Genomic DNA, 19,229 nt, shown 5'->3' on the forward strand with positions numbered 1-19,229 from the left:
AGCGCACCGGGTCACCGGGAGGATGCAATTCCGGTGCAAGTCCGCTCAGGGGCAGCTTTCGCCGATCAGCAGCTCGGTGGCCAGCAGCCGGGGGCTGGCAGGCTCCAGCCCCAGCACCATGCGTGCCGCGATGCGGCCCTTCTCGACGCTGTCCTGGCGCACCGTGGTCAGCCGCGGCGAGCGGTACTGGCCTTCGGCGATGCCGTCGAACCCGGTGATGCGCAGATCCTCGGGAATGCGAATGCCACGCCGTTCGGCCAGGGTCAGTACCGTCAGGGCGATGCGGTCGGACATGCACAGCAGCAGGTCGGGCCGCTCCTCGTCGGGGAGGTCGAGAATCGCCTCGATCACCGGGGTGCAGACATCGAAGGTGTTCTCCTCGATGTTCCACATCGGCAGCGTGGCGGGATCGATATCGTGCTCGGCGAAGGCCTGGAAGAAGCCGTCCAGGCGTGCGCGGGTGATGGTCTGATCCGCCGACAGCAGTGTCTGGTCGTCGCCGATGCGACCGTTGCAGGCCTGCTCGGTGAGGCGCAGGTTGATGATGCCGGCGCGACGCGGCGGACTCCTCAGCGCATGACAAGCGATGGCATGTGCCGCGGGCGCGTTGTCCACATGGACGCTGGCCTGACCCGAGATGTCGAAGTCCACCGCCACCTGGGGCCGTTGCGAGGGCAGGTCGCCGAGCAGCGATGGGCTGGGCATCAGGCCGTAGACGATGAAACCGTCAGCGATGCTCGCCGAGCCCGGCATGCGATCGTTCGCCTGTCGCCCGGATAGCAGCAGCAGGGTGTGGCCATGGGCGTCCAGCACCTCGGCGATGCCCGACAGCAGTTCGCTGGCCACGGCATCGTTGAGGCTGTAGGTCAGGCTCTCGGCGAGCAGTACCGCGACGATCTGCGAACGGCCGGTACGCAGGCTGCGCGCCTTGGCGTCGGGGCCGCGGTAGCCCAGCTGGCGGGCCTCGGTGAGGATCCGTTCGCGCAGGTCCTGGGACAGCTGGTCCGGGCGGTTGAAGGCGTTGGACACGCTGGCCGTGGATACGCCGAGGTGTTGGGCCAGCTCCTTCAGGGTGATGCGGCGTGACGAAGACACGGGATGGCTCGCTTCTCTGGCGGCGATACAGGGTCGCCTCTGAATCGATTTAGTTAGGGGCCTATCCTAGCCGCCCCTGGCGGCGATGAACAGTGACCGAGGGCCGCTTCATCGGCAGTATGCCCGCCCGTGCCATGGCGCGGGCGGCATGGTGAGCGGCGCCGTACGGCGTCAGGCCCAGGCCAGCCAGGCGGCGGTACCCGGTCTCAGGCTCAGCTTGCGTTCCTTCAGGGCAGGAGACGGCATGCCTGGCAGGTCGAGGGCGCGGCCCTCCTCGGGGCCGGCATCCAGCGCCTCGAGGTCGATCTCGATCGGTGCATCGCCATGGCCGAGATGTGCCAGGCACAGCAGGCGCTGGCCGCCCCGAGTGCGGATCACGCCGAAGACCTCGTCGGGCAGGGCCTCGGGAGCGATCAGCTGCTGGTCGCCCTGACGCAGGAGGTCGCTGTCGGCGCGCCGCCGGAGCAGCTGGCGGACCCGGTTCAGCAGGCTGTCGGCGTCCTTGTCCTGTCGTGCCACGGCCAGCGGCCGGTGACGCGACTCGATCGGCAGCCAGGGAGTGGCGCCTGCGTCACAGAAGCCGCCGTTGGCGGCCTCGTTCCATACCATCGGGGTGCGGCAGCCATCCCGGCCCTTGACCTCCGGCCACAGGTTGATGCCGAACGGGTCCTGCAGGTCCTCATAGGCCAGCTCGGCCTCGGGCAGGCCCAGCTCCTCACCCTGATAGAGGCACAGGCTGCCGCGTAGCGAACAGAGCACCGTCAGTGCCAGCAGGGCGCGTTCCTGGCCCCAGCTGCTGGCGCTGCGCTGGACGTCGTGGTTGGAAAGTGCCCAGCAGGGCCAGGTGTCGTCGCCGAGTTCGGCGAGGCGCGCCAGGACGTCGTGGAGCTCGCGCGCCTCACCGGTGCTGTCCAGCAGGTCGAAGGTATAGGCCATGTGCAGGCGCGATTCGCCGGCGGTGTAGGCGGCCATGGTCGGCAGCGGATCGTTGCCGCCGATCTCGCCCACGGTGGTCGAGCCCGGGTATTCGTCGAGCAGGGCACGGACACGCTCGAGGAACGCCAGATTCTCGGGCTGTTCGATGTTGTGTCGCTGGCACTGGTAGCTCTGCGGGTTGCCGGGCCGGCGTTGCGCAAGAGGCATCGGCGGATTGTCGGTGAGGGCGCGATCGTGGAAGTAGTAATTGACCACGTCGAAGCGGAAGCCATCGACGCCGAGTTCCAGCCAGAAGCGCAGGTTGTCGAGCTGCGCCTGCTGCACCTCGGGGTGGTGGAAATTGAGGTCCGGCTGGCTGGGCAGGAAGTTGTGCAGGTAGTACTGCCGGCGCCGGGCATCGAAGGTCCAGGCGCGACCGCTGAAGGCCGCCATCCAGTTGTTGGGCGGATTGCCATCGGGCTCGGGGTCGGCCCAGACGTACCAGTCGGCCCTGGGATTGGTGCGGTCCTGGCGGCTCTCCTGGAACCAGGCGTGCCGGTCGGAGCTGTGCGACAGCACCTGGTCGATGATCACCCGCAGCTCGAGTTCGTGGGCGCGATCGATCAGCGTGCGGAAGTCGCCGAGCGTGCCGAACATCGGGTCGACGTCGCGATAGTCGCTGACGTCGTAGCCGAAGTCGTCCATCGGCGAGGTGAAGAAGGGCGACAGCCAGATGGCGTCGACATTGAGGCTCGCCACGTGCTCGAGCCTCTCGGTGATGCCCTGGAGATCACCGATGCCGTCGCCGTTGGCGTCCATGAAGCTGCGTGGATAGATCTGGTAGAGGGTGGCGCCGCGCCACCAGTCGTGTCGAGCGTCGTGCTGGTCGTGAGATAACGGCATGCGCGTCTCCAGAGACGGGAGCCGGGGCTCCCGTCACCAAGGGAAAGGAAGGGTGAGGAGGGCGTCGGTTCAGGCGGCGCGACGCTGGCCGGCAAGCGCCAGTGCCCGGTCATCGGCATCGAACAGATGCACGTGCTGGAGTTCGGGAGCCAGTGCCACCCGTTGGCCGACGTCCCAGCGGCTCGGGGCCTCGCTGCGATGGATCAGCAGGGTGTCCCCGGCCTTGGGCTCGAGGTAGACGTAGACCTCGTTGCCCAGGTACTCGACGTTGACGATCTCGAAGGCGTTGTCGCCCTCCGCTTCGGTCAGGTGCAGGTGCTCGGGGCGTACGCCGAGGGTCAGGCCGGTGCCTTGGGCGGCGCTGCCAGCGTCCTGGGGCAGGGCCAGCTCGCCGAGGCCCGGGGCCTGGACCTTGCAGCCGTCGCCATCGCTGCCGAGCAGCTCCGCCGGCATGAAGTTCATGGTCGGCGAGCCGATGAAGCCGGCCACGAACTTGGTGGCCGGTTGCTGATAGAGCGTCTGGGGGCTGCCGACCTGCTCGACGCGGCCGTCGCGCAGCACCACGATCTTGTCGGCCAGGGTCATGGCCTCGACCTGGTCGTGGGTGACGTAGACCATGGTCGAGCCCAGGCGGTGGTGCAGGCGGGCGATCTCGTTGCGCATCTGCACGCGCAGCGAGGCGTCGAGGTTGGACAGCGGCTCGTCGAACAGCAGGATGCGCGGCTCCCTGGCCATGGCGCGGCCCATGGCCACGCGCTGGCGCTGGCCGCCGGACAGCGCCTTGGGCTTGCGGTCGAGCAGCTCCTCGAGCTGCAGGATGCGGGCGGTGGCCATCACTCGCTGCTCGACGGTCTCCTTGTCGGTCTTGGCCAGCTTGAGACCGAAGGCCATGTTCTCGTACACCGTCATGTGCGGGTAGAGGGCATAGGACTGGAACACCATGCCCACGCCGCGTTCGCGGGGCGGCAGGTCGTTGACCACGTCGCCGGCGATCCTGAGCTCGCCGTCGGTGATCGATTCGAGCCCGGCGATCAGCCGCAGCAGGGTGGACTTGCCGCAGCCCGAGGGGCCGACGAAGACCACGAATTCGCCGTCGCCGATCTCGAGGTCGACGTCCTTGATGATAGGGGTGTGGCCAAAGACCTTGTTGAGCTTTTCCAGGGTCACGCTTGCCATCTGGCGACTCCTCGCCGGCCCCCGGGGCCGGCGTTGTTGTGTAGTGTTAACGGTCGAGCTGGAGAAAGGCGGCCTGGTAGGGCGGCAGGGTCAGCGTCGCGCCGTCCAGATCGGCGGTGAAACCATGACCGCCGAGCAGGGGGCCGGCCATCGGCAGTGTCGTGCTACGCGTCTCGTCGTCCAGGTTGAAGACGCACAGCAGCGTCTCCTCGCCTCTCTTGCGGAGGAAACCGAGCAGGTCCTGGCCGACGTCGACCAGTTCGAGGTCGCCGTCGACCAGCGCCGGGTGTTCGCGGCGGAACGCCAGTAGCCGACGGGTGGCATTGAGCACCGAGGCGGCGTCATCCTGCTGGCGCGCCACGGCCAGCGGCAGATGGCGGGCGTCGACCGGCAGCCACGGCTCCACGGCCTCGGCGGTGAAGCCGGCCCGCGGCGCATCGGTCCAGGGCATCGGCGTGCGGCAGCCGTCGCGGCCCTTGAATTCCGGCCACAGCACCTTGCCGTAGGGATCCTGGATACGCTCGAAGGGCACCTCGGCCTCGGGCAGTCCCAGCTCCTCGCCCTGGTAGAGGCAGACGCTGCCGCGCAGCGACAGCACCATCGCCAGCGCCACCTTGGGATAGGCCAGCGGGTCCTCGTCGGCGCCCCAGCGCGTCGCGCTTCTCACCACGTCGTGGTTGGACAGCGCCCAGCATGGCCAGGCGTCGCCGGCCAGACGCTGGAAGCGTTCGATCACTTCGCGGATATAGGCCGGCGAGTGGGGGTCGTTGAGCAGGTCGAAGCCGTAGGCCATGTGCAGCTTGTCGCCGCCGGCGGTGTACTCGGCCATGCGCTCGAGGGGGTTGTCATCGCCGATCTCGCCCACCGTGGTGGTACCGGGGAACTCGTCCATCAGCGCGCGCAGCTCGCGCAGGAAGTCGAGGTTCTCCGGGCGGCTCAGGTCATAGACGTGGCGCTGCCAGGTGTAGGGATTGCTGTCCGGGGCGCCCAGGGTCTTGGCCGCGCCCGCCGGCACCGGCGGGTTGTCGCGCAGCTCGGTGTCATGGAAGTAGAAGTTGACGGTGTCCAGGCGGAAGCCGTCGACGCCGAGTTCCAGCCAGAAGCGCAGGTTGTCCAGCTGGGCCTTCCTGACCTCCGGGTGATGGAAGTTCAGGTCCGGCTGGCTTGCCAGGAAATTGTGCAGGTAGTACTGGCGGCGCCGGGAGTCGAAGGTCCAGGCCGAGCCGCCGAAGATCGACAGCCAGTTGTTGGGCGGCGTGCCGTCGGGTCTGGGGTCGGCCCACACGAACCAGTCGGCCCTGGGGTTGGTGCGGTCCTGGCGGCTCTCCCGGAACCAGGGATGCTGATCCGAGGCATGGCTGATCACCTGGTCGATCATCACCTTCAGGCCCAGGGCATGGGCACGGGCCAGCAGGGCCTTGAAGTCGTCCAGGCTGCCGAACATCGGGTCGACATCGCGGTAGTCGCTGACGTCGTAGCCGAAGTCGGCCATCGGCGAGGTGAAGAAGGGCGACAGCCAGATGCCATCGACGCCCAGGCTCGCCACGTAGTCGAGCTTCTCGGTGATGCCGGCCAGGTCGCCGATGCCGTCGCCGTTGGCGTCCATGAAGCTGCGCGGGTAGATCTGGTAGATGACGCCGCCGCGCCACCAGCTCAGGTTGTCTTGCATGATCGGGGTCCTTGATGACATGAGGCCTATCCCTTGACGGCGCCGGCGGTGAGGCCGGAGACGATGCGGCGCTGGAAGATCATCACCAGGATGACCAGCGGCACGGTGACGGTGACCGAAGCGGCCATGATCGGGCCCCAGGGCAGCTCGTGCTGGCTGCCGCCGGAGATCAGGGCAATCGCCACCGGCACGGTGCGCTGGTCGTCGGTGAGGGTGAAGGTCAGGGCGAACAGGAACTCGTTCCAGGCGGCGATGAAGGCCAGCAGTCCGGTGGTCGCCATGGCGGGCCACATCAGCGGCAGGAATACCTTGGTGATGGTCACCCAAGGGGTGGCGCCGTCCATGATCGCGGCCTCCTCCAGCTCCATGGGCAGCTGGCGCATGAAAGTGGTCAGCACCCAGACGGTGAAGGGCAGGGTGAAGATGGTGTAGCTCAGGATCAGGCCGCCCGGGTTGTTGTAGAGGTTCAACGCGCGGATCACCTCGAACAGGCCGGAGAGCACCGCCACCTGGGGGAACATCGATACCCCGAGGATGGTCAGCATCACCGTGGCGCGGCCGCGGAAGCGCACCCGGCCCAGGGCGTAGGAGGCGGTGATCCCCAGCAGCAGGGCGATGACCACCACCGACACCGAGATGAGGATGGAATTGAAGATGGCGCGCACGAAGCTCTTCTGGGTGAAGATCTGCACGTAGTTGCTGACGTCCACCGACGACAGCCAGAAATCGACCCGGAACAGCTCGCTCGAGGGCTTCAGCGAGGTGATCACGGCGTAGTAGAAGGGAAAGATGGCGTAGACCATCACCACGGCGATCAGGGCGTAGAGGCCGACGCGCTTGGCGAGTTTCATCAGCTGATACTGGTTCATTGGTCGACTCCCAGTTGACGGCGGCCCAGGTACAGGTAGACGACCACGGCCAGGGCGATGATCAGGAACAGCATCGTCGAGGCGGCGCTGCCATAGCCCACGTCCTGGAACTCGACCAGCTGCTGACGGGCATAGATCGACATGGTCATGGTGCTGGTGGAGTTGGAGGTCAGCACATAGATCACGTCGAACACGCGCAGGGCATCGAGCAGGCGGAAGATCACCGCCACCAGCAGTGCCGGGGTGATCAGCGGCAGGGTGACGCGGAAGAACACCTTGACCGGATGGATACCGTCGACCTCGGCGGCCTCGAAGCAGTCCTTGGGCAGCATCTGCAGGGCGGCCAGCACCAGCAGGGCGACAAAGGGAATGGTCTTCCACACATCGACCATGATCACCGCCCACATGGAGAGGTCGGCATCGGCGGTCCAGGCCAGGGGGGCATCGATCAGGCCCAGCGCCATCAGCAGGTGGTTGATGATCCCGAACTGGTCGTTGAGCATCCAGGCCCACATCTTGGCCGAGACGATAGTGGGAATGGCCCAGGGGATCAGCACCGCGGCCCGCACCAGCATGCGGCCCTTGAACTCGGCGTTGAGCAGCAGGGCGACGACGATGCCGAACACCACTTCCAGCGAGACCGATACCACGCTGAAGTAGACGGTGTTCCACACCGCGTTCCACCACACCGGGTCGGTGAGCAGGCCGTACCAGGCGCCGTCGTCATAGACCAGATAGTTCTCGAAGCCGATGAAGGCCGCGCCGGCGGTGTCCGACAGCGAGGCGTCGGTGAGGCTCAGGTAGAAGGTACGCAGCAGCGGCCAGCCGGCGACCAGCGCCAGGGCGACCAGCATCGGGGTCAGATAGGTCCAGGCGGCGCGGACCCGCTGGCGGCGGACCTTGGTGCCCCGGTAACCCGCCTTGGCCGTGCGCCCCTCGCGGGGGGCACTGTCGGTTGCAGAAGTGGACATGTCGACCTCCGGTTACCAGCGACGACGCTTGATGCGTGACAGCTCGCTGTCCAGCTCGGCGACGGCATCGGCGCCGTCCTGTTCGTCGGTGAGCACGCCGTGCGCGGCGTTGAAGAAGGCGTTGCTGACACGGCCGTAGTTGTCGCCGGTGACGGCGGAGGGGCGGGCCACGGCGTTGGTGAAGGTGTCGTAGAGGGTGCCGAAGAAGGGCACGGCCTCGAGGACTTCCTCGTCGGCGTAGAGCGAAGTGAGCGTCGGGTTGTAGGCCGCCTCGATGGCGCGCCGCTTCTGTTCGGCCTCGCCGGTCAGGTAGGCCACCAGATCGGCGGCGAGCTCGGGATTCTCGCTGTACTTCGACACCGCGAGGTTCCACCCGCCCAGCGTGGCCGCGCTCTCTCCATTCGGCCCGTGGGGCAGCTTGACCACGCCGACCTTGCCGGCCACCTCGCTGTCCTCGCTCTGGGCCAGCGACCAGGCATAGGGCCAGTTGCGCATGAACACGGCGTTGCCCGACTGGAAGATGCCGCGGGCCTCCTCCTCGGTGTAGTTCAGGGCGCCCCGCGGGGTGATCTCGCCGATCCAGCTCGCGGCCAGGTCCAGCGCCGTGGCGGCATTCTCGTTGTCGATGGTGATCTCGCCGTCGGCATCGACGAGGGTGCCGCCGCCGTGGCTCGCCACCCACTCCAGGGCGTTACAGGTCAGCCCCTCGTAGGCGCGGCCCTGGAAGACGTAGCCCCATAGCTTGTCGTTGCCCGCCTCGCGTTCGGCGGCCTGGATCTCGACGGCGATATCGGTCAGCTGCTGCCAGGTCTCGGGCGGCGCGACGCCGTGCTTTTCGAGCAGATCCTTGCGGTAGTAGAGCACGCCGGCATCGGTGAACCAGGGCATCGCCACCAGCCGGTCGTCGACGGTGTTGTTGGCGACGATGGTCTCGAAGTGGCCCTCGGCGGCATCCTCGCCGAGCGTCTCCTCGAGATCGATCAGGTGGTTGGCCAGCAGGCCCGGCCAGACCACGTCGATCTGCAGCACGTCGATATCGCCGGAGCGCGCCGACAGGATCTGCTGGTAGAGCGACAGCCGCTCGGTGGAGGAGTTGGGCGTGGAGACGATTTCCACGTCGTGGCCGGTCTCGTTCTCCCAGGCCTCGACGCCCTGCTCGCAGAGCGTGAGTTCGGCGCCGACCGCGCCGCAGGAAATGGTCAGCTCGGCCGACAGGGCCGGAGCGGCGCCTGCCGTGCCCAGCAGGGTGAGTCCAGAGGCGATCAGGAACTTGCGTTGCATGGCGTATCCTCGTCACTTGTTGTTGTCGCGTTCCGGCACGGCGATGGCGCATGGAAGCCTGGCCTGCCAGGACGTGTCTTAATCGATTAAGATCTGCGCTCAGTTAAGCGATGCGGAGACGGCGGTGCAACCTAGACTTTGGTCGTGAAAATGGCGACCTTCGACGTTAAAACTTGTTTATTTACTACTTTTTGATGTCTCTCGTCGGGTTTTAGACATAAGTCGTGTGTTTTTCGCGTTACATTCCAACTACTGTCTTAAACGATTAAGTCCGGATGCCCGGAGCTGCCCGGCACCGCTCAACGGCTGGGCAGGGCGTCGGTTCGCCGGACGCGATCGAGATCTCACGCGACAACAACAAAGGCATTGATCACGATGACAATTCCGACCCAACGCCCGCGCAAGTCACCGCTCGTCATGGCCGTTGCCGCCGCCGCCCTGAGTGCCAGCGGGCTGGCCAGTGCCCAGGCCTCGAGCGACCTCGAGGCTCGCCTGGCCGAGCTCGAGCAACGCATCGTCGCCGCCGAACAGCGTGCCGCGGCCGCCGAGCGACGCGCCGACGAGGCCGAGCAGGAGATGGCCGAGCAGCTGTCCGACGAGGATCTGGAGGCCCGACTGGCCGCCGTGGAGCGCCAGGCCAGCGGTGAGGAGGGCTTCTCCTTCAACGCCTACGCCCGCTCGGGGCTGCTGATCGGTGACGGTGGCAAGAGCGCCGAGGGTGGCCCCTATCTGACGCCGGCGGGCGGTCAGGGCGGCGCCGTGGGACGCCTGGGCAACGAGCCGGATACCTACGCCGAGGCGATCCTCAACTACAAGATGCGCTTCGACAACGGTGCCAAGGCGCATTACCGCACCATGATCGCCGACGGGGTGCAGACCAGTAATGATTGGACGTCCGACGAGTCCAGTCTCAACGTGCGCCAGGTCTACGCCGAGTTCAGCGACCTGCCGAGCTTCACCGGTGCCTTCGAGAATGCCTCCATCTGGGCCGGCAAGCGCTTCGACCGCGACAACTTCGATATCCACTGGCTCGACAGCGACGTCATCTTCCTGGCCGGTACCGGTGGCGGCATCTATGACATGCAGCTGGCCGACAACTGGACGTCGAACCTGTCCCTCTACGGACGCAGCTTCACCGATTTCCCGGTCGACAGCATGAATCCGGCAGAGGACACCGGCAGCACCGATAACCTGATCCTGACCTCCAACAACTATGTCGGTAACTGGCAGTGGATGATCAGCGGCATGAGCGCCACCGACAACGAAGAGCGTCTGACCGAAGGCAATGTCGATGCCGCGGATGACGGCGTCCACACCATGGTCGCCTACCATGGCGATGATTTCTTCGGCCTCAGCGACGGCAGCTTCAAGGCCGCGGTGCTGCATGGCCAGGGCCTCGGCGCCGAGACCAAGAGCCTCGGTTCCAACGGCAACCTGAGTGAGGATGCCACCGCGACCCGCCTCGCGCTGTACGGCACCACCTATCTGGCGCCCCGCTGGCGCGTGGCGCCGGCCATCCTGGCCGAGACCAGCGAGGATCGTTACGTCGAGGGTGACCGGTATGACTGGGCGACCTTCAACGTGCGTCTGGCCAACGAGCTGACCGAGAACTTCGAGATGCAGTACGAGGGCAGCTACCAGTGGATGGACCTCTCCCCAGAGGGTTATGGGGGCAACAACTCGGCCGAGGGGAGCTATACCAAGTTCACCATTGCCCCGACCTTCAAGCCCCAGGTGGGCGGCTTCTGGCAGCGTCCGGAGATTCGCCTGTTCGCCTCCTGGAGCGACTGGGACGAGGAGCTCAACGGCTACTCCGGGGATGATGCCCTCGGCAGCGACGGCTTCACCGGCGATGAGTGGACCTTCGGCGTGCAGAGCGAGGTCTGGTTCTGACCCGCGCCTGGTCGAGCGCTGTTTCGATGCTTGCCCGCGACCGAGGTCGCGGGCGTTTTGCATGAGGTCGATGCCACCTTCCCCTTGTCCATCGGGAGTCTGATTCATGCCACTGCTCGAGGAAAAACTCGCCCCTCCGAGGCCTCTCCCCACCCTGGTGGCCCGGCCGCGGCTCAACGATCGCTTCGCCCTCGACGAGCGTGTCCGCCTGCTGGTGGTGCAGGCACCGCCGGGCTATGGCAAGAGTACCCTGGTGGCCGAACGGCTGGCGGCACTGGATCAGCCGGCCGCCTGGCTGCGGCTGGATGATCGCGACGACGACCCGGAGCGCTTCGCCGATTACTTCGGTGCGGCGCTGGATCGCCTGTGCCGCGAGTGGCCGGGCGTCTCGCCGCTTGCCGCCGTGGAAGGAACCTTCGATGAGCGCATCGATGCCTGGCTGGCCAGCCTGCCCGCCGAGGCCGCCCCTTGCCGTCTGGTAATCGACGAGTTCGAGCATGTCCGCCACCCCGCCATCCACGATGGCCTGATGCACTGGCTGCGTCATCAGCCGCACTGGCTGACGCTGACCCTGGTATCACGCCATCGGCCGGCGCTCGGCCTGCCGCGCCTGCGCCTGCGCGGCGAGCTCGAGGAGATCGGTACACCGGCGCTCGCCTTCGACCTGGAAGAGGCCCAGACGCTGTGCGCCGAGCAGCTCAGCTTCCCGCCCACCCGGGTCAGCCTGGAGCGGGCCCTGCGCCTGACGGGCGGCTGGGTGATGGCCCTGGACTGGCTGATCCAGCGCACCACGACCCGCGCGGGCTTCGACAGCCTGCTGGAGCGGCTGGGCGGGAGCCATCCGGATTTCGTCGCCTGGTTCGACGACCTGCTGGAGGCCTGCCTCGACGAGCCCGATCGTCGCCTGCTGTGGCAGCTCGGCGTGCTGGAGCGCTTCTCGCCGACGCTGGTGGCGCGCCTGCTCGAGGGGGAGGGGGTGTCCCAACGGCTCGAGGCCCTGGAAGGGGCGGGCCTGTTCCTGGAGCGGACCGATCCCCACGACCAGTGGTTTCGCTTCCAGCCCCTGTTCGCCGGCTACCTGCGCCATCGCCGTCACGCGCTGAGCCTCGAGTCCCAGCGCCAGCTGCATCGTCGTGCCAGCCAGGCCTGGCTGGCGCTGGGCGAGCCCGCCCTGGCGCTGGCCCAGGCCATCGAGGCCGATGATCCCGAGATGCTGACCATGCTGGTCGAGGGCCAGGGCCCACGGCTGCTGGCCCATGGCCACTTCGCGCTGCTGGCACGAGCCCTGGCGACGCTCGGCGAGACATGCCTGTGCGCCTCGCCACAGCTGACGCTGCTGCATGGCTGGGTGTCCCACGCCCAGTACCAGTTCGAGCGCACCGCCCAGGCCATCGGCTGGATCGAGGCCCAGCTCGACGACCCCGCCTGGCAGGCGCTGGCCGCCGAGTTCGCTACCCTGCGCGCCCAGCTGGCGATCAACCGGGGCGATGCCGAACGGGCCGCGCCGCTGGCCGAGCAGGCCCTGACCCGGCCGGCCCGCTACCTGGCCGTCACGCCGGTGTCGGCCGCTGCCATTCTCTGCAAGGCACGGTTCGTCCAGGGGCGACTCGCCGAGTCGCTGACGCGGGTCCATGACGTGGAGCGGGAGGCGCAGCGCATCGGCGACGACCAGCTGATGCTGTGGGCGCTGTGCCACCATTCGGAGACCCTGGTCGCCCAGGGGCGGCTGCAGGCCGCCTACGACATCCAGGAACGGGCCTTCGCGCATATCGAGCACTGCGGCCTCGATCGGCTGCCGGTCGCCGAGTTTCTCTATCGCATCCGCAGCCAGCTGCTGTGGGAGTGGCACCGCCTGGACGAGGCCGAGCAGGCGGCCCTGGCAGGCATCGCCCTGCTCGACCGCCAGGGCGAGCGCTGGACCCTGCAGTGTCACGTGAGCCTGGCCAAGGTCGCCCTGGCGCGCGGCGACCAGGCGCAGTGTGCCGACCATGTTCGCCGCATCCGCAAGATTCTTGCCGACGGCGACTACCACATCGACTGGCGGGCCAACGCCCATGCCACCCTGCTGGCCTGGTGGCAGGCCAACGACGACCGCGATGCCGTGGCCCGCTGGCTGCAGGAGGCGCCGACCGCCGAGCCCCACATCGCCAGCAACCACTTCGCCCAGGCCAACGTGCGCAATCACGCCCGGGCGCTGATGCTGCTCGGTCGGCCCGACGAGGCCCGAGCGCTGCTGGACACGCTGGAGACTCAGGCTGCGCGCTTCGGCCTGGTCACCGATGCCAACCGCAACCGGCTGTGTCTGGCGCTTCTGGAGTGGCAGTGCGGCCATGAATCGGCGGCGCTGGAGCACCTGGCCGAGGCCCTGGAGCTGGCCTCGCGCACGGCGCTCATCGGCAGCTTCCTGCGTCTGGGCCGACCGCTGTCCGAGATGCTCGGTCGTCTGCTCGAGACCCGGGCACTGGACGAGCTGGCCAGGCGACGCGCCGAGCGACTGCTCTCGCTGGCCGGCCGTCAGCGCGACTTCGGCCGCGCCGTGCGCCTGATGCTCGACGAGGCGGTGATCGCCGACATCGTTGCCCGCCCCGACGTGCCCGAGCTGATCCGCACCTCGCCGTTGACCCGTCGCGAGTGGCAGATCCTGGGGCTGATCCATGCGGGGCTCTCCAACGAGCAGATCGCCGAACAGCTGTCGGTGGCGCCCACCACCATCAAGACCCATATCCGCAGTCTTTACCAGAAGCAGGGCATCCGCCGCCGCGAGGAGGCCATCGCCCTGGCCGGCGACCTCCTCGCGCGCATCCAGGGGGAGTAGGGGACGCCTCCTCCCCCCGCCTACGCCTGTTGCCCTCCCCGCAGGAGGATTTCTCCCGCCGGTCCTGCCGCCACCATGGGCATGACGCTTTTCCTGCGGTGTCGGCCCGCCGATACCCGCGATTCACCACAAGGACCCGGCACATGACCACAGACACTTCCCAGTACCTTGGCCGACAGGGCGCCGACTGGTGGCGCGGCGCGGTGATCTACCAGATCTATCCGCGCAGCTTCCTGGATGCGAACGGCGACGGCATCGGCGACCTGCAGGGCGTGATCGAGCGGCTCGACTACATCGCCTCGCTGAACGTCGACGCCATCTGGCTGTCGCCGTTCTTCACCTCGCCGATGCTCGATTTCGGCTACGACGTCAGCGACTACCGCGACGTGGACCCGATGTTCGGCACTCTCGAGGACTTCGACCGCCTGGTGGAGGCCGCTCACGCCCGCGGCCTCAAGGTCACCATCGATCAGGTGCTTTCCCACACCTCCGATCAGCACCCCTGGTTCGCCGAGAGCCGCCAGAGCCGCGACAACCCCAGGGCCGACTGGTACGTCTGGGCCGATCCTCGGCCCGACGGCGCCCCGCCCACCAACTGGCAGGCGATCTTCGGCGGCTCCGCCTGGCAGTGGGACACCCGCCGCTGCCAGTACTACCTGCACAACTTCCTGGTCGAGCAGCCGGACCTCAACTTCCAGAACCCCGCGGTGGTCGAGGCCATTCTCGGCGAGGTGCGCTTCTGGCTGGAGCGGGGCGTCGACGGCTTCCGCCTGGACGCGGTGAACTTCTGCACCCATGGCGAGCTCCAGGACAACCCGCCCCGCGAGGAGATCGCCGAGGGCTTCATCGGCGTGCGCCCCGATAACCCCTATGGCTATCAGCAACATATCCACGACAAGACCCAGCCGGAGAACCTGATCTTCCTGGAGCGGCTGCGGGCGCTGCTCGACGAGTATCCCGGCACCACCAGCGTCGGCGAGGTCGGCGACGATGACTCGCTGGGCGTGATGGCCGAATATTCCCAGGGGGGCAAGCGTCTGCACATGGCTTACTCCTTCGACCTGCTCGGCGAGCGCCATGATCCGGAGTACCTGCGCGGGATCCTCACCGAGATGGAGGCGCGCATCGGCGATGGCTGGCCCTGCTGGGCGCTGGGCAACCACGACGTCACCCGCCTGGCCACCCGCTGGGGCGCCGAGGGCAACGACGCGGCGCTGCGCCTCTACCTGGCCTTCCTGCTCACTCAGCGCGGCAGCATCTGTCTCTACCAGGGCGAGGAACTGGGCCTGACCGAGGCCGAGCTGACCTTCGAGCAGCTGGTCGACCCCGCCGGCATCACCTTCTGGCCGGCCTACAAGGGGCGCGACGGCTGCCGCACCCCCATGCCCTGGCAGGCCGACGCCCGCCACGGCGGCTTCTCCACGGGAACCCCCTGGCTGCCGGTGCCCGATGCACACCTGGAGCTGGCGGTGGACCAGCAGGAGCCCCAGGAGGATTCGCTGCTCAACGCCAGTCGCGCCTTCCTGGCCTTCCGCCGTCGGCATCCGGCGCTGGTCAAGGGCGATATCGCCTACCATCCGGTGCGCGACGAGGTGCTGTGCCTCGAGCGACGCCATCCGGCGAGCGCCCCCGGCGAACGCCTGCTGGTGGCGCTGAACTTTGCCGATGAGCCTCGCGAACTGCCGGCCCCGCACGACGCCTGTGCCCTCGACGATGCCCCGGCCATGGTCAACGGCCAGTGGCAGAGCGGCACGCTCACCCTGCCGGCACATGGTATCGCCATCGCCCGCTGTACCACTGACTCGGAGGAAGCCTCATGGGACGTCTGACCCTGAGCGACATCGGCAAGGACTATGACGGCGTCGAGATCTCGCGCGACATCGACCTGACCATCGAGGACGGCGAGTTCGTGGTCTTCGTCGGGCCCTCGGGCTGCGGCAAGTCGACCCTGCTGCGCATGGTCGCCGGGCTCGAGGACATCAGCCGCGGCGAGATGTGCCTGGACGGCGAGCGGATCAACGAGATCCCGCCCCAGGAGCGCGATATCGGCATGGTCTTCCAGTCCTATGCGCTGTACCCGCACATGACGGTGGCCGAGAACATGGCCTTCGGCCTCAAGCTGGCGCGCACCGACAAGGCCGAGATCCGCCGCCGCGTCGAGCACGCCGCCGATATCCTGCAGCTTGCCCCGCTGCTCGAGCGCAAGCCGAAGGACCTCTCCGGCGGCCAGCGCCAACGGGTGGCGATCGGCCGCACCCTGGTCAAGGAGCCAGCGGTGTTCCTGTTCGACGAACCGCTGTCGAACCTGGATGCCTCGCTGCGGGTCGAGATGCGGGTGCGGATCGCCGAGCTGCACAGGCGCCTCGGCGCCACCATGATCTATGTCACCCATGACCAGGTCGAGGCGATGACGCTGGCCGACCGCATCGTGCTGCTGTCGAGCGGCCGCATCGCCCAGGTCGGCGCGCCGCTGTCGCTCTACCACTTCCCCAACTCCCTCGAGGTGGCCGAGTTCATCGGCTCGCCGCGTATCAATACCCTGCCGGTGACGGTGGTCGACCCGGGCCCGCAGCGCACCGGCGTGCGCCTGCCGTCCGGCGAGACGCTGGCCGTGGCGGTGGACGGCCGCGGCCTCCAGGCGGGCGACACCGCCACCCTGGGGGTGCGCGCCGAGGACTTCGTCGCCCCCGAGCAGGGCGAAGCGATGCTCGAGGCCAGGCTGATGGTGGCCGAGAAGCTCGGCTACGAGACTCTCGCCCACCTGCAGGTCGAGGGCGTCGAGGGCACCGTGACGCAGCGCCTCGACGGCCTGGCCCGGTTCGAGGAGCACCAGACCGTCGCCCTGGGCCTGTCCGGCGACCACTGCCACCTGTTCGGCCCCGACGGCCAGGCCTGTCCGCGCCAGGTGGAGATCCCCGGCATCGTCCACTGAACGACAGCCTGCCCGGACCACCCCGCCCCGGTGCGCCTTGCGCCCGGGGCGTTGTCTTTGCCATGGCCCATCATCGGGGGGCAGCGGTCGATACCTGCCCACGACCACATATAAAAAACCCCGGCGAAGGCCGGGGAAGCAGGGAGTCCCTGTCGGGACGAGGAAATCGGGGGGCAGAGGTGGGAGGAGCTCAGCCCTTCACGCCGCCGGCGGTGAGTCCGCCGGCGATCCAGCGCTGGCAGAGCAGGAAGGCCAGGGTGATGGGCAGCCCGGAGAGCACCGCCGCGGCGGCGAAGTCACCCCAGCGCTGGTTGTGATCGGCCAGATACTGCTGGGCGCCCACGGCGAGGGTCAGCTTGTCCTCGTCGAGCAGCAGCACCGAGGCCATGGGGTACTCCATGATCGACATGATGAAGGCGAGGATGAACACCACCATCAGGATCGGCACCGAGAGCGGCAGCAGGATGTGGTAGAAGGCCTGCCAGGTGCTGGCGCCGTCGACCATCGCCGCCTCCTCCAGGGAGCCGTCGATGGACTCGAAGTAGCCCTTGATGGTCCAGATATGCAGCGCCACCGCGCCCAACGAGGCGAGGATCAGCGCGCCGTGGGTGTTGAGTCCCAACCATGGCACCAGCTGGCCGAGGCGGTCGAACAGCGCGTAGAGCGCCACCAGCGAGAGCACGGCCGGGAACATCTGGAAGATCAGCATGCCCTTGAGGATCGGCGCCTTGCCCTTGAAGCGCATCCGGGCGAAGGCGTAGGCGCTGGTGGTGGAGAGCGCGAGGATCATCAGCGACGATGCCATCGCCACCTTGATGGAATTCCACAGCCACAGCAGCACCGGGAACGGTGGCTGGACCACGGTGCCGTCGGTCCGCTCCCAGGGGATGCCCAGGGCCAGCGCCCAGTGCTCCAGCGAGAAGCGTTCGGGGATCAGGCTGCCGGTGGCGAAGTTGCCCTCGCGGAAGGAGATCGAGATCACCAGCAGTAGCGGGAACACCACCAGGCTTGCGAAGCCCAGCAGGGCGAGGTGGGCGCCCAGCTTGCGGGCACGAATCGAACGGGGTTGAACCATGGCCATGAGACGACTCCTCCTTAGACCTTGACCTTGGACAGGCGCAGATTGAGCCACGACAGCCCGATCACCAGAAGGAAGATCAGGGTGGCGATGGCGGCCGCCAGGCCGAATTGCTGGCCGGCATCCTGGAAGGCGATGCGGTAGGTGTAGCTGACCAGCAGGTCGGTGGTACCCGCCGGAGTGCTGGCGCCAAGGATGTCCGGCTTGCCGCCGGTGAGCAGGGCGATCAGCACGAAGTTGTTGAAGTTGAAGGCGAAGGCGGCGATCAGTAGCGGCGTCAGCGGCTTGAGGATCAGCGGCAGGGTGATGCGCATCATGTTGGTCAGCGGCCCGCCACCGTCCACCGCGGAGGCCTCGTAGAGATCGCGGGGGATCGACTGGATCAGGCCCATGCACAGCAGCAGCATGTAGGGATAGCCGAGCCAGGTGTTGACGATCAGCAGCATGGTGCGCGCCGTCGACGGGTCGGTGAACCAGTCGGGGCTGATGCCGAAGAGGTTCTCGAGGATCAGGTTTATCTCGCCGTGGTTCTGGTTGAACATGCCCTTGAAGATCAGGATCGAGATGAAGGCCGGCACCGCGTAGGGCAGGATCAGCAGGGTGCGATAGATGGCCTTGCCCTTGAGCTGGTCCCACTGCAGCAGCGTGGCCAGCACGAAGCCCACCGCCAGGGTGAAGACCACCGTCAGCCCGGCGAAGACGAAGGTCCAGACGAAGATCTGCAGGAAGGGCCCGCGGATGTCCGGATCGGTGAAGATCCGGGTGTAATTGTCCAGCCCCACCGCCACCGGCCAGCCGGGGGTGAGGCGCTCGCCGTCCTCGGTGACGAAGAAACCGGTCTCCTGATCGGGGGTCAGGAGGATGCCCTCGCGCAGGTCGGTCAGGCTGCCGTCGGGATTCGCCTCGAAGCGCGGCAGCATCGGCGCGAAGCGGCGCAGCCCCGCCATCTTGAGCTCGATACCCTCCGGCGTCACCAGGGTCAGGCGCTGCAGGCGATCACGCCGGGCGATGACCTCGCGCATGCCCAGCGCCTCGCCGGAGGGGGCCGCCTCGGTCGGCTCGATCGCCAGGGGCTGTCCTTCGACGGCCTGGGCCAGCGGCAGGGACACCAGTTGTCTCGCGCCTTCCGGGTCGACGGCCCCCTGGGCCTCCAGATACAGGCGTGTGCGGTTTCCTTCACGTACCAGCTGGAAGTCGAAGGCCTGGCCCTCGGCCTGGTAGGTCCGGTCGAGGAACTGGGCGCGTACCCGCTCCTCGCCGAGCAGGTTGCTCGAGCTGTAATTGCTGAAGCTGATGCCGATGGTATAGACCAGCGGGAAGATCACGAACACACCCATTCCGGCCAGTGCCGGGAAGATATAGCGGTGGCTCATCCATTCACGCTTGCCGAAGACGATCGCCAGCGAGGCCCCCAGCACCAGGAACAGCAGCGAGAACATCCATTGGCCGCGCAGGTGGAAGGCCACCACCAGCCACAGGGTGGCGAGTACCAGCAGGGCCGTCAGGGTGCGCAGCGCCCAACGGCCGTAGCGCTCGGCGGGATGGCGGGAACGATGGCGCGGCAAGCCGCGCGAAGCGTTGGTCACAAACATGGGATTACCTGCGGTCTGCCCCGGCCGCGGTTCGCGGCCG

Annotated in this window: 13 protein-coding genes; 4 read left to right on the forward strand and 9 right to left on the reverse strand. The window is 67.5% G+C overall.

Annotation, left to right across the window (positions count from 1 at the left end; translation table 11 throughout):
- Positions 1 to 45: 45 nt before the first annotated feature.
- The 7 genes from QWG60_RS03330 to QWG60_RS03360 all read right to left on the reverse strand — a co-directional run bounded on the left by QWG60_RS03330 (position 46) and on the right by QWG60_RS03360 (position 8,879).
- The gene (locus tag QWG60_RS03330; RefSeq protein ID WP_181454248.1) at positions 46 to 1,095 is read right to left on the reverse strand and encodes a LacI family DNA-binding transcriptional regulator; all 1,050 of its coding nucleotides are present in this window, start codon (positions 1,093 to 1,095) and stop codon (positions 46 to 48) included.
- A gap of 171 nt (positions 1,096 to 1,266) precedes the next feature.
- Positions 1,267 to 2,913, reverse strand: a complete 1,647-nt coding sequence (locus QWG60_RS03335) for an alpha-amylase family glycosyl hydrolase (RefSeq protein WP_146907790.1) — start codon at positions 2,911 to 2,913, stop codon at positions 1,267 to 1,269.
- Between the two features lie 69 nt (positions 2,914 to 2,982).
- Positions 2,983 to 4,089, reverse strand: coding sequence for an ABC transporter ATP-binding protein (locus tag QWG60_RS03340; protein ID WP_046079305.1), 1,107 nt, complete (start codon positions 4,087 to 4,089; stop codon positions 2,983 to 2,985).
- Between the two features lie 46 nt (positions 4,090 to 4,135).
- Complete coding sequence (locus QWG60_RS03345; RefSeq protein WP_046079304.1) at positions 4,136 to 5,758, reverse strand: alpha-glucosidase family protein; 1,623 nt, start codon at positions 5,756 to 5,758, stop codon at positions 4,136 to 4,138.
- Between the two features lie 26 nt (positions 5,759 to 5,784).
- Complete coding sequence (locus QWG60_RS03350; protein WP_035594861.1) at positions 5,785 to 6,627, reverse strand: carbohydrate ABC transporter permease; 843 nt, start codon at positions 6,625 to 6,627, stop codon at positions 5,785 to 5,787.
- The gene (locus QWG60_RS03355; RefSeq protein WP_046079303.1) at positions 6,624 to 7,598 is read right to left on the reverse strand and encodes a carbohydrate ABC transporter permease; all 975 of its coding nucleotides are present in this window, start codon (positions 7,596 to 7,598) and stop codon (positions 6,624 to 6,626) included. The genes QWG60_RS03350 and QWG60_RS03355 overlap by 4 nt, the downstream gene beginning before the upstream one ends.
- A gap of 12 nt (positions 7,599 to 7,610) precedes the next feature.
- Entirely contained in the window at positions 7,611 to 8,879 is a 1,269-nt protein-coding gene (locus QWG60_RS03360) for an ABC transporter substrate-binding protein (protein ID WP_106488631.1), read from the reverse strand.
- Positions 8,880 to 9,254: 375 nt separating this feature from the next.
- On the opposite strand from QWG60_RS03360, the gene QWG60_RS03365 reads away from it, so the two are divergent.
- From QWG60_RS03365 to ugpC, 4 genes are all read left to right on the forward strand, one after another.
- Positions 9,255 to 10,772: a carbohydrate porin gene (locus tag QWG60_RS03365; protein ID WP_146907792.1), complete on the forward strand. Its 1,518-nt coding sequence runs from the start codon at positions 9,255 to 9,257 to the stop codon at positions 10,770 to 10,772.
- A 106-nt stretch (positions 10,773 to 10,878) separates the two neighbouring features.
- The gene (gene malT / locus QWG60_RS03370) at positions 10,879 to 13,587 is read left to right on the forward strand and encodes an HTH-type transcriptional regulator MalT (RefSeq protein ID WP_146907794.1); all 2,709 of its coding nucleotides are present in this window, start codon (positions 10,879 to 10,881) and stop codon (positions 13,585 to 13,587) included.
- Positions 13,588 to 13,730: 143 nt separating this feature from the next.
- A complete protein-coding gene (locus QWG60_RS03375; RefSeq protein ID WP_107182198.1) occupies positions 13,731 to 15,416 on the forward strand; it encodes an alpha-amylase family glycosyl hydrolase in 1,686 nt (561 codons plus the stop codon).
- Positions 15,404 to 16,519 (forward strand): sn-glycerol-3-phosphate ABC transporter ATP-binding protein UgpC, encoded by a 1,116-nt coding sequence (gene ugpC / locus QWG60_RS03380; protein ID WP_146907796.1) that lies wholly within the window; start codon positions 15,404 to 15,406, stop codon positions 16,517 to 16,519. The genes QWG60_RS03375 and ugpC overlap by 13 nt, the downstream gene beginning before the upstream one ends.
- A gap of 190 nt (positions 16,520 to 16,709) precedes the next feature.
- On the opposite strand, the gene malG is transcribed toward ugpC, so the two are convergent.
- Positions 16,710 to 17,600 (reverse strand): maltose ABC transporter permease MalG, encoded by an 891-nt coding sequence (gene malG / locus QWG60_RS03385; RefSeq protein WP_146907798.1) that lies wholly within the window; start codon positions 17,598 to 17,600, stop codon positions 16,710 to 16,712.
- Between the two features lie 14 nt (positions 17,601 to 17,614).
- Positions 17,615 to 19,189, reverse strand: coding sequence for a maltose ABC transporter permease MalF (gene malF / locus QWG60_RS03390; RefSeq protein ID WP_107182201.1), 1,575 nt, complete (start codon positions 19,187 to 19,189; stop codon positions 17,615 to 17,617).
- Between the last annotated feature and the right edge of the window lie 40 nt (positions 19,190 to 19,229).

The organism is Halomonas halophila (assembly GCF_030406665.1).
In the GTDB taxonomy this organism is placed as follows: domain Bacteria; phylum Pseudomonadota; class Gammaproteobacteria; order Pseudomonadales; family Halomonadaceae; genus Halomonas; species Halomonas halophila.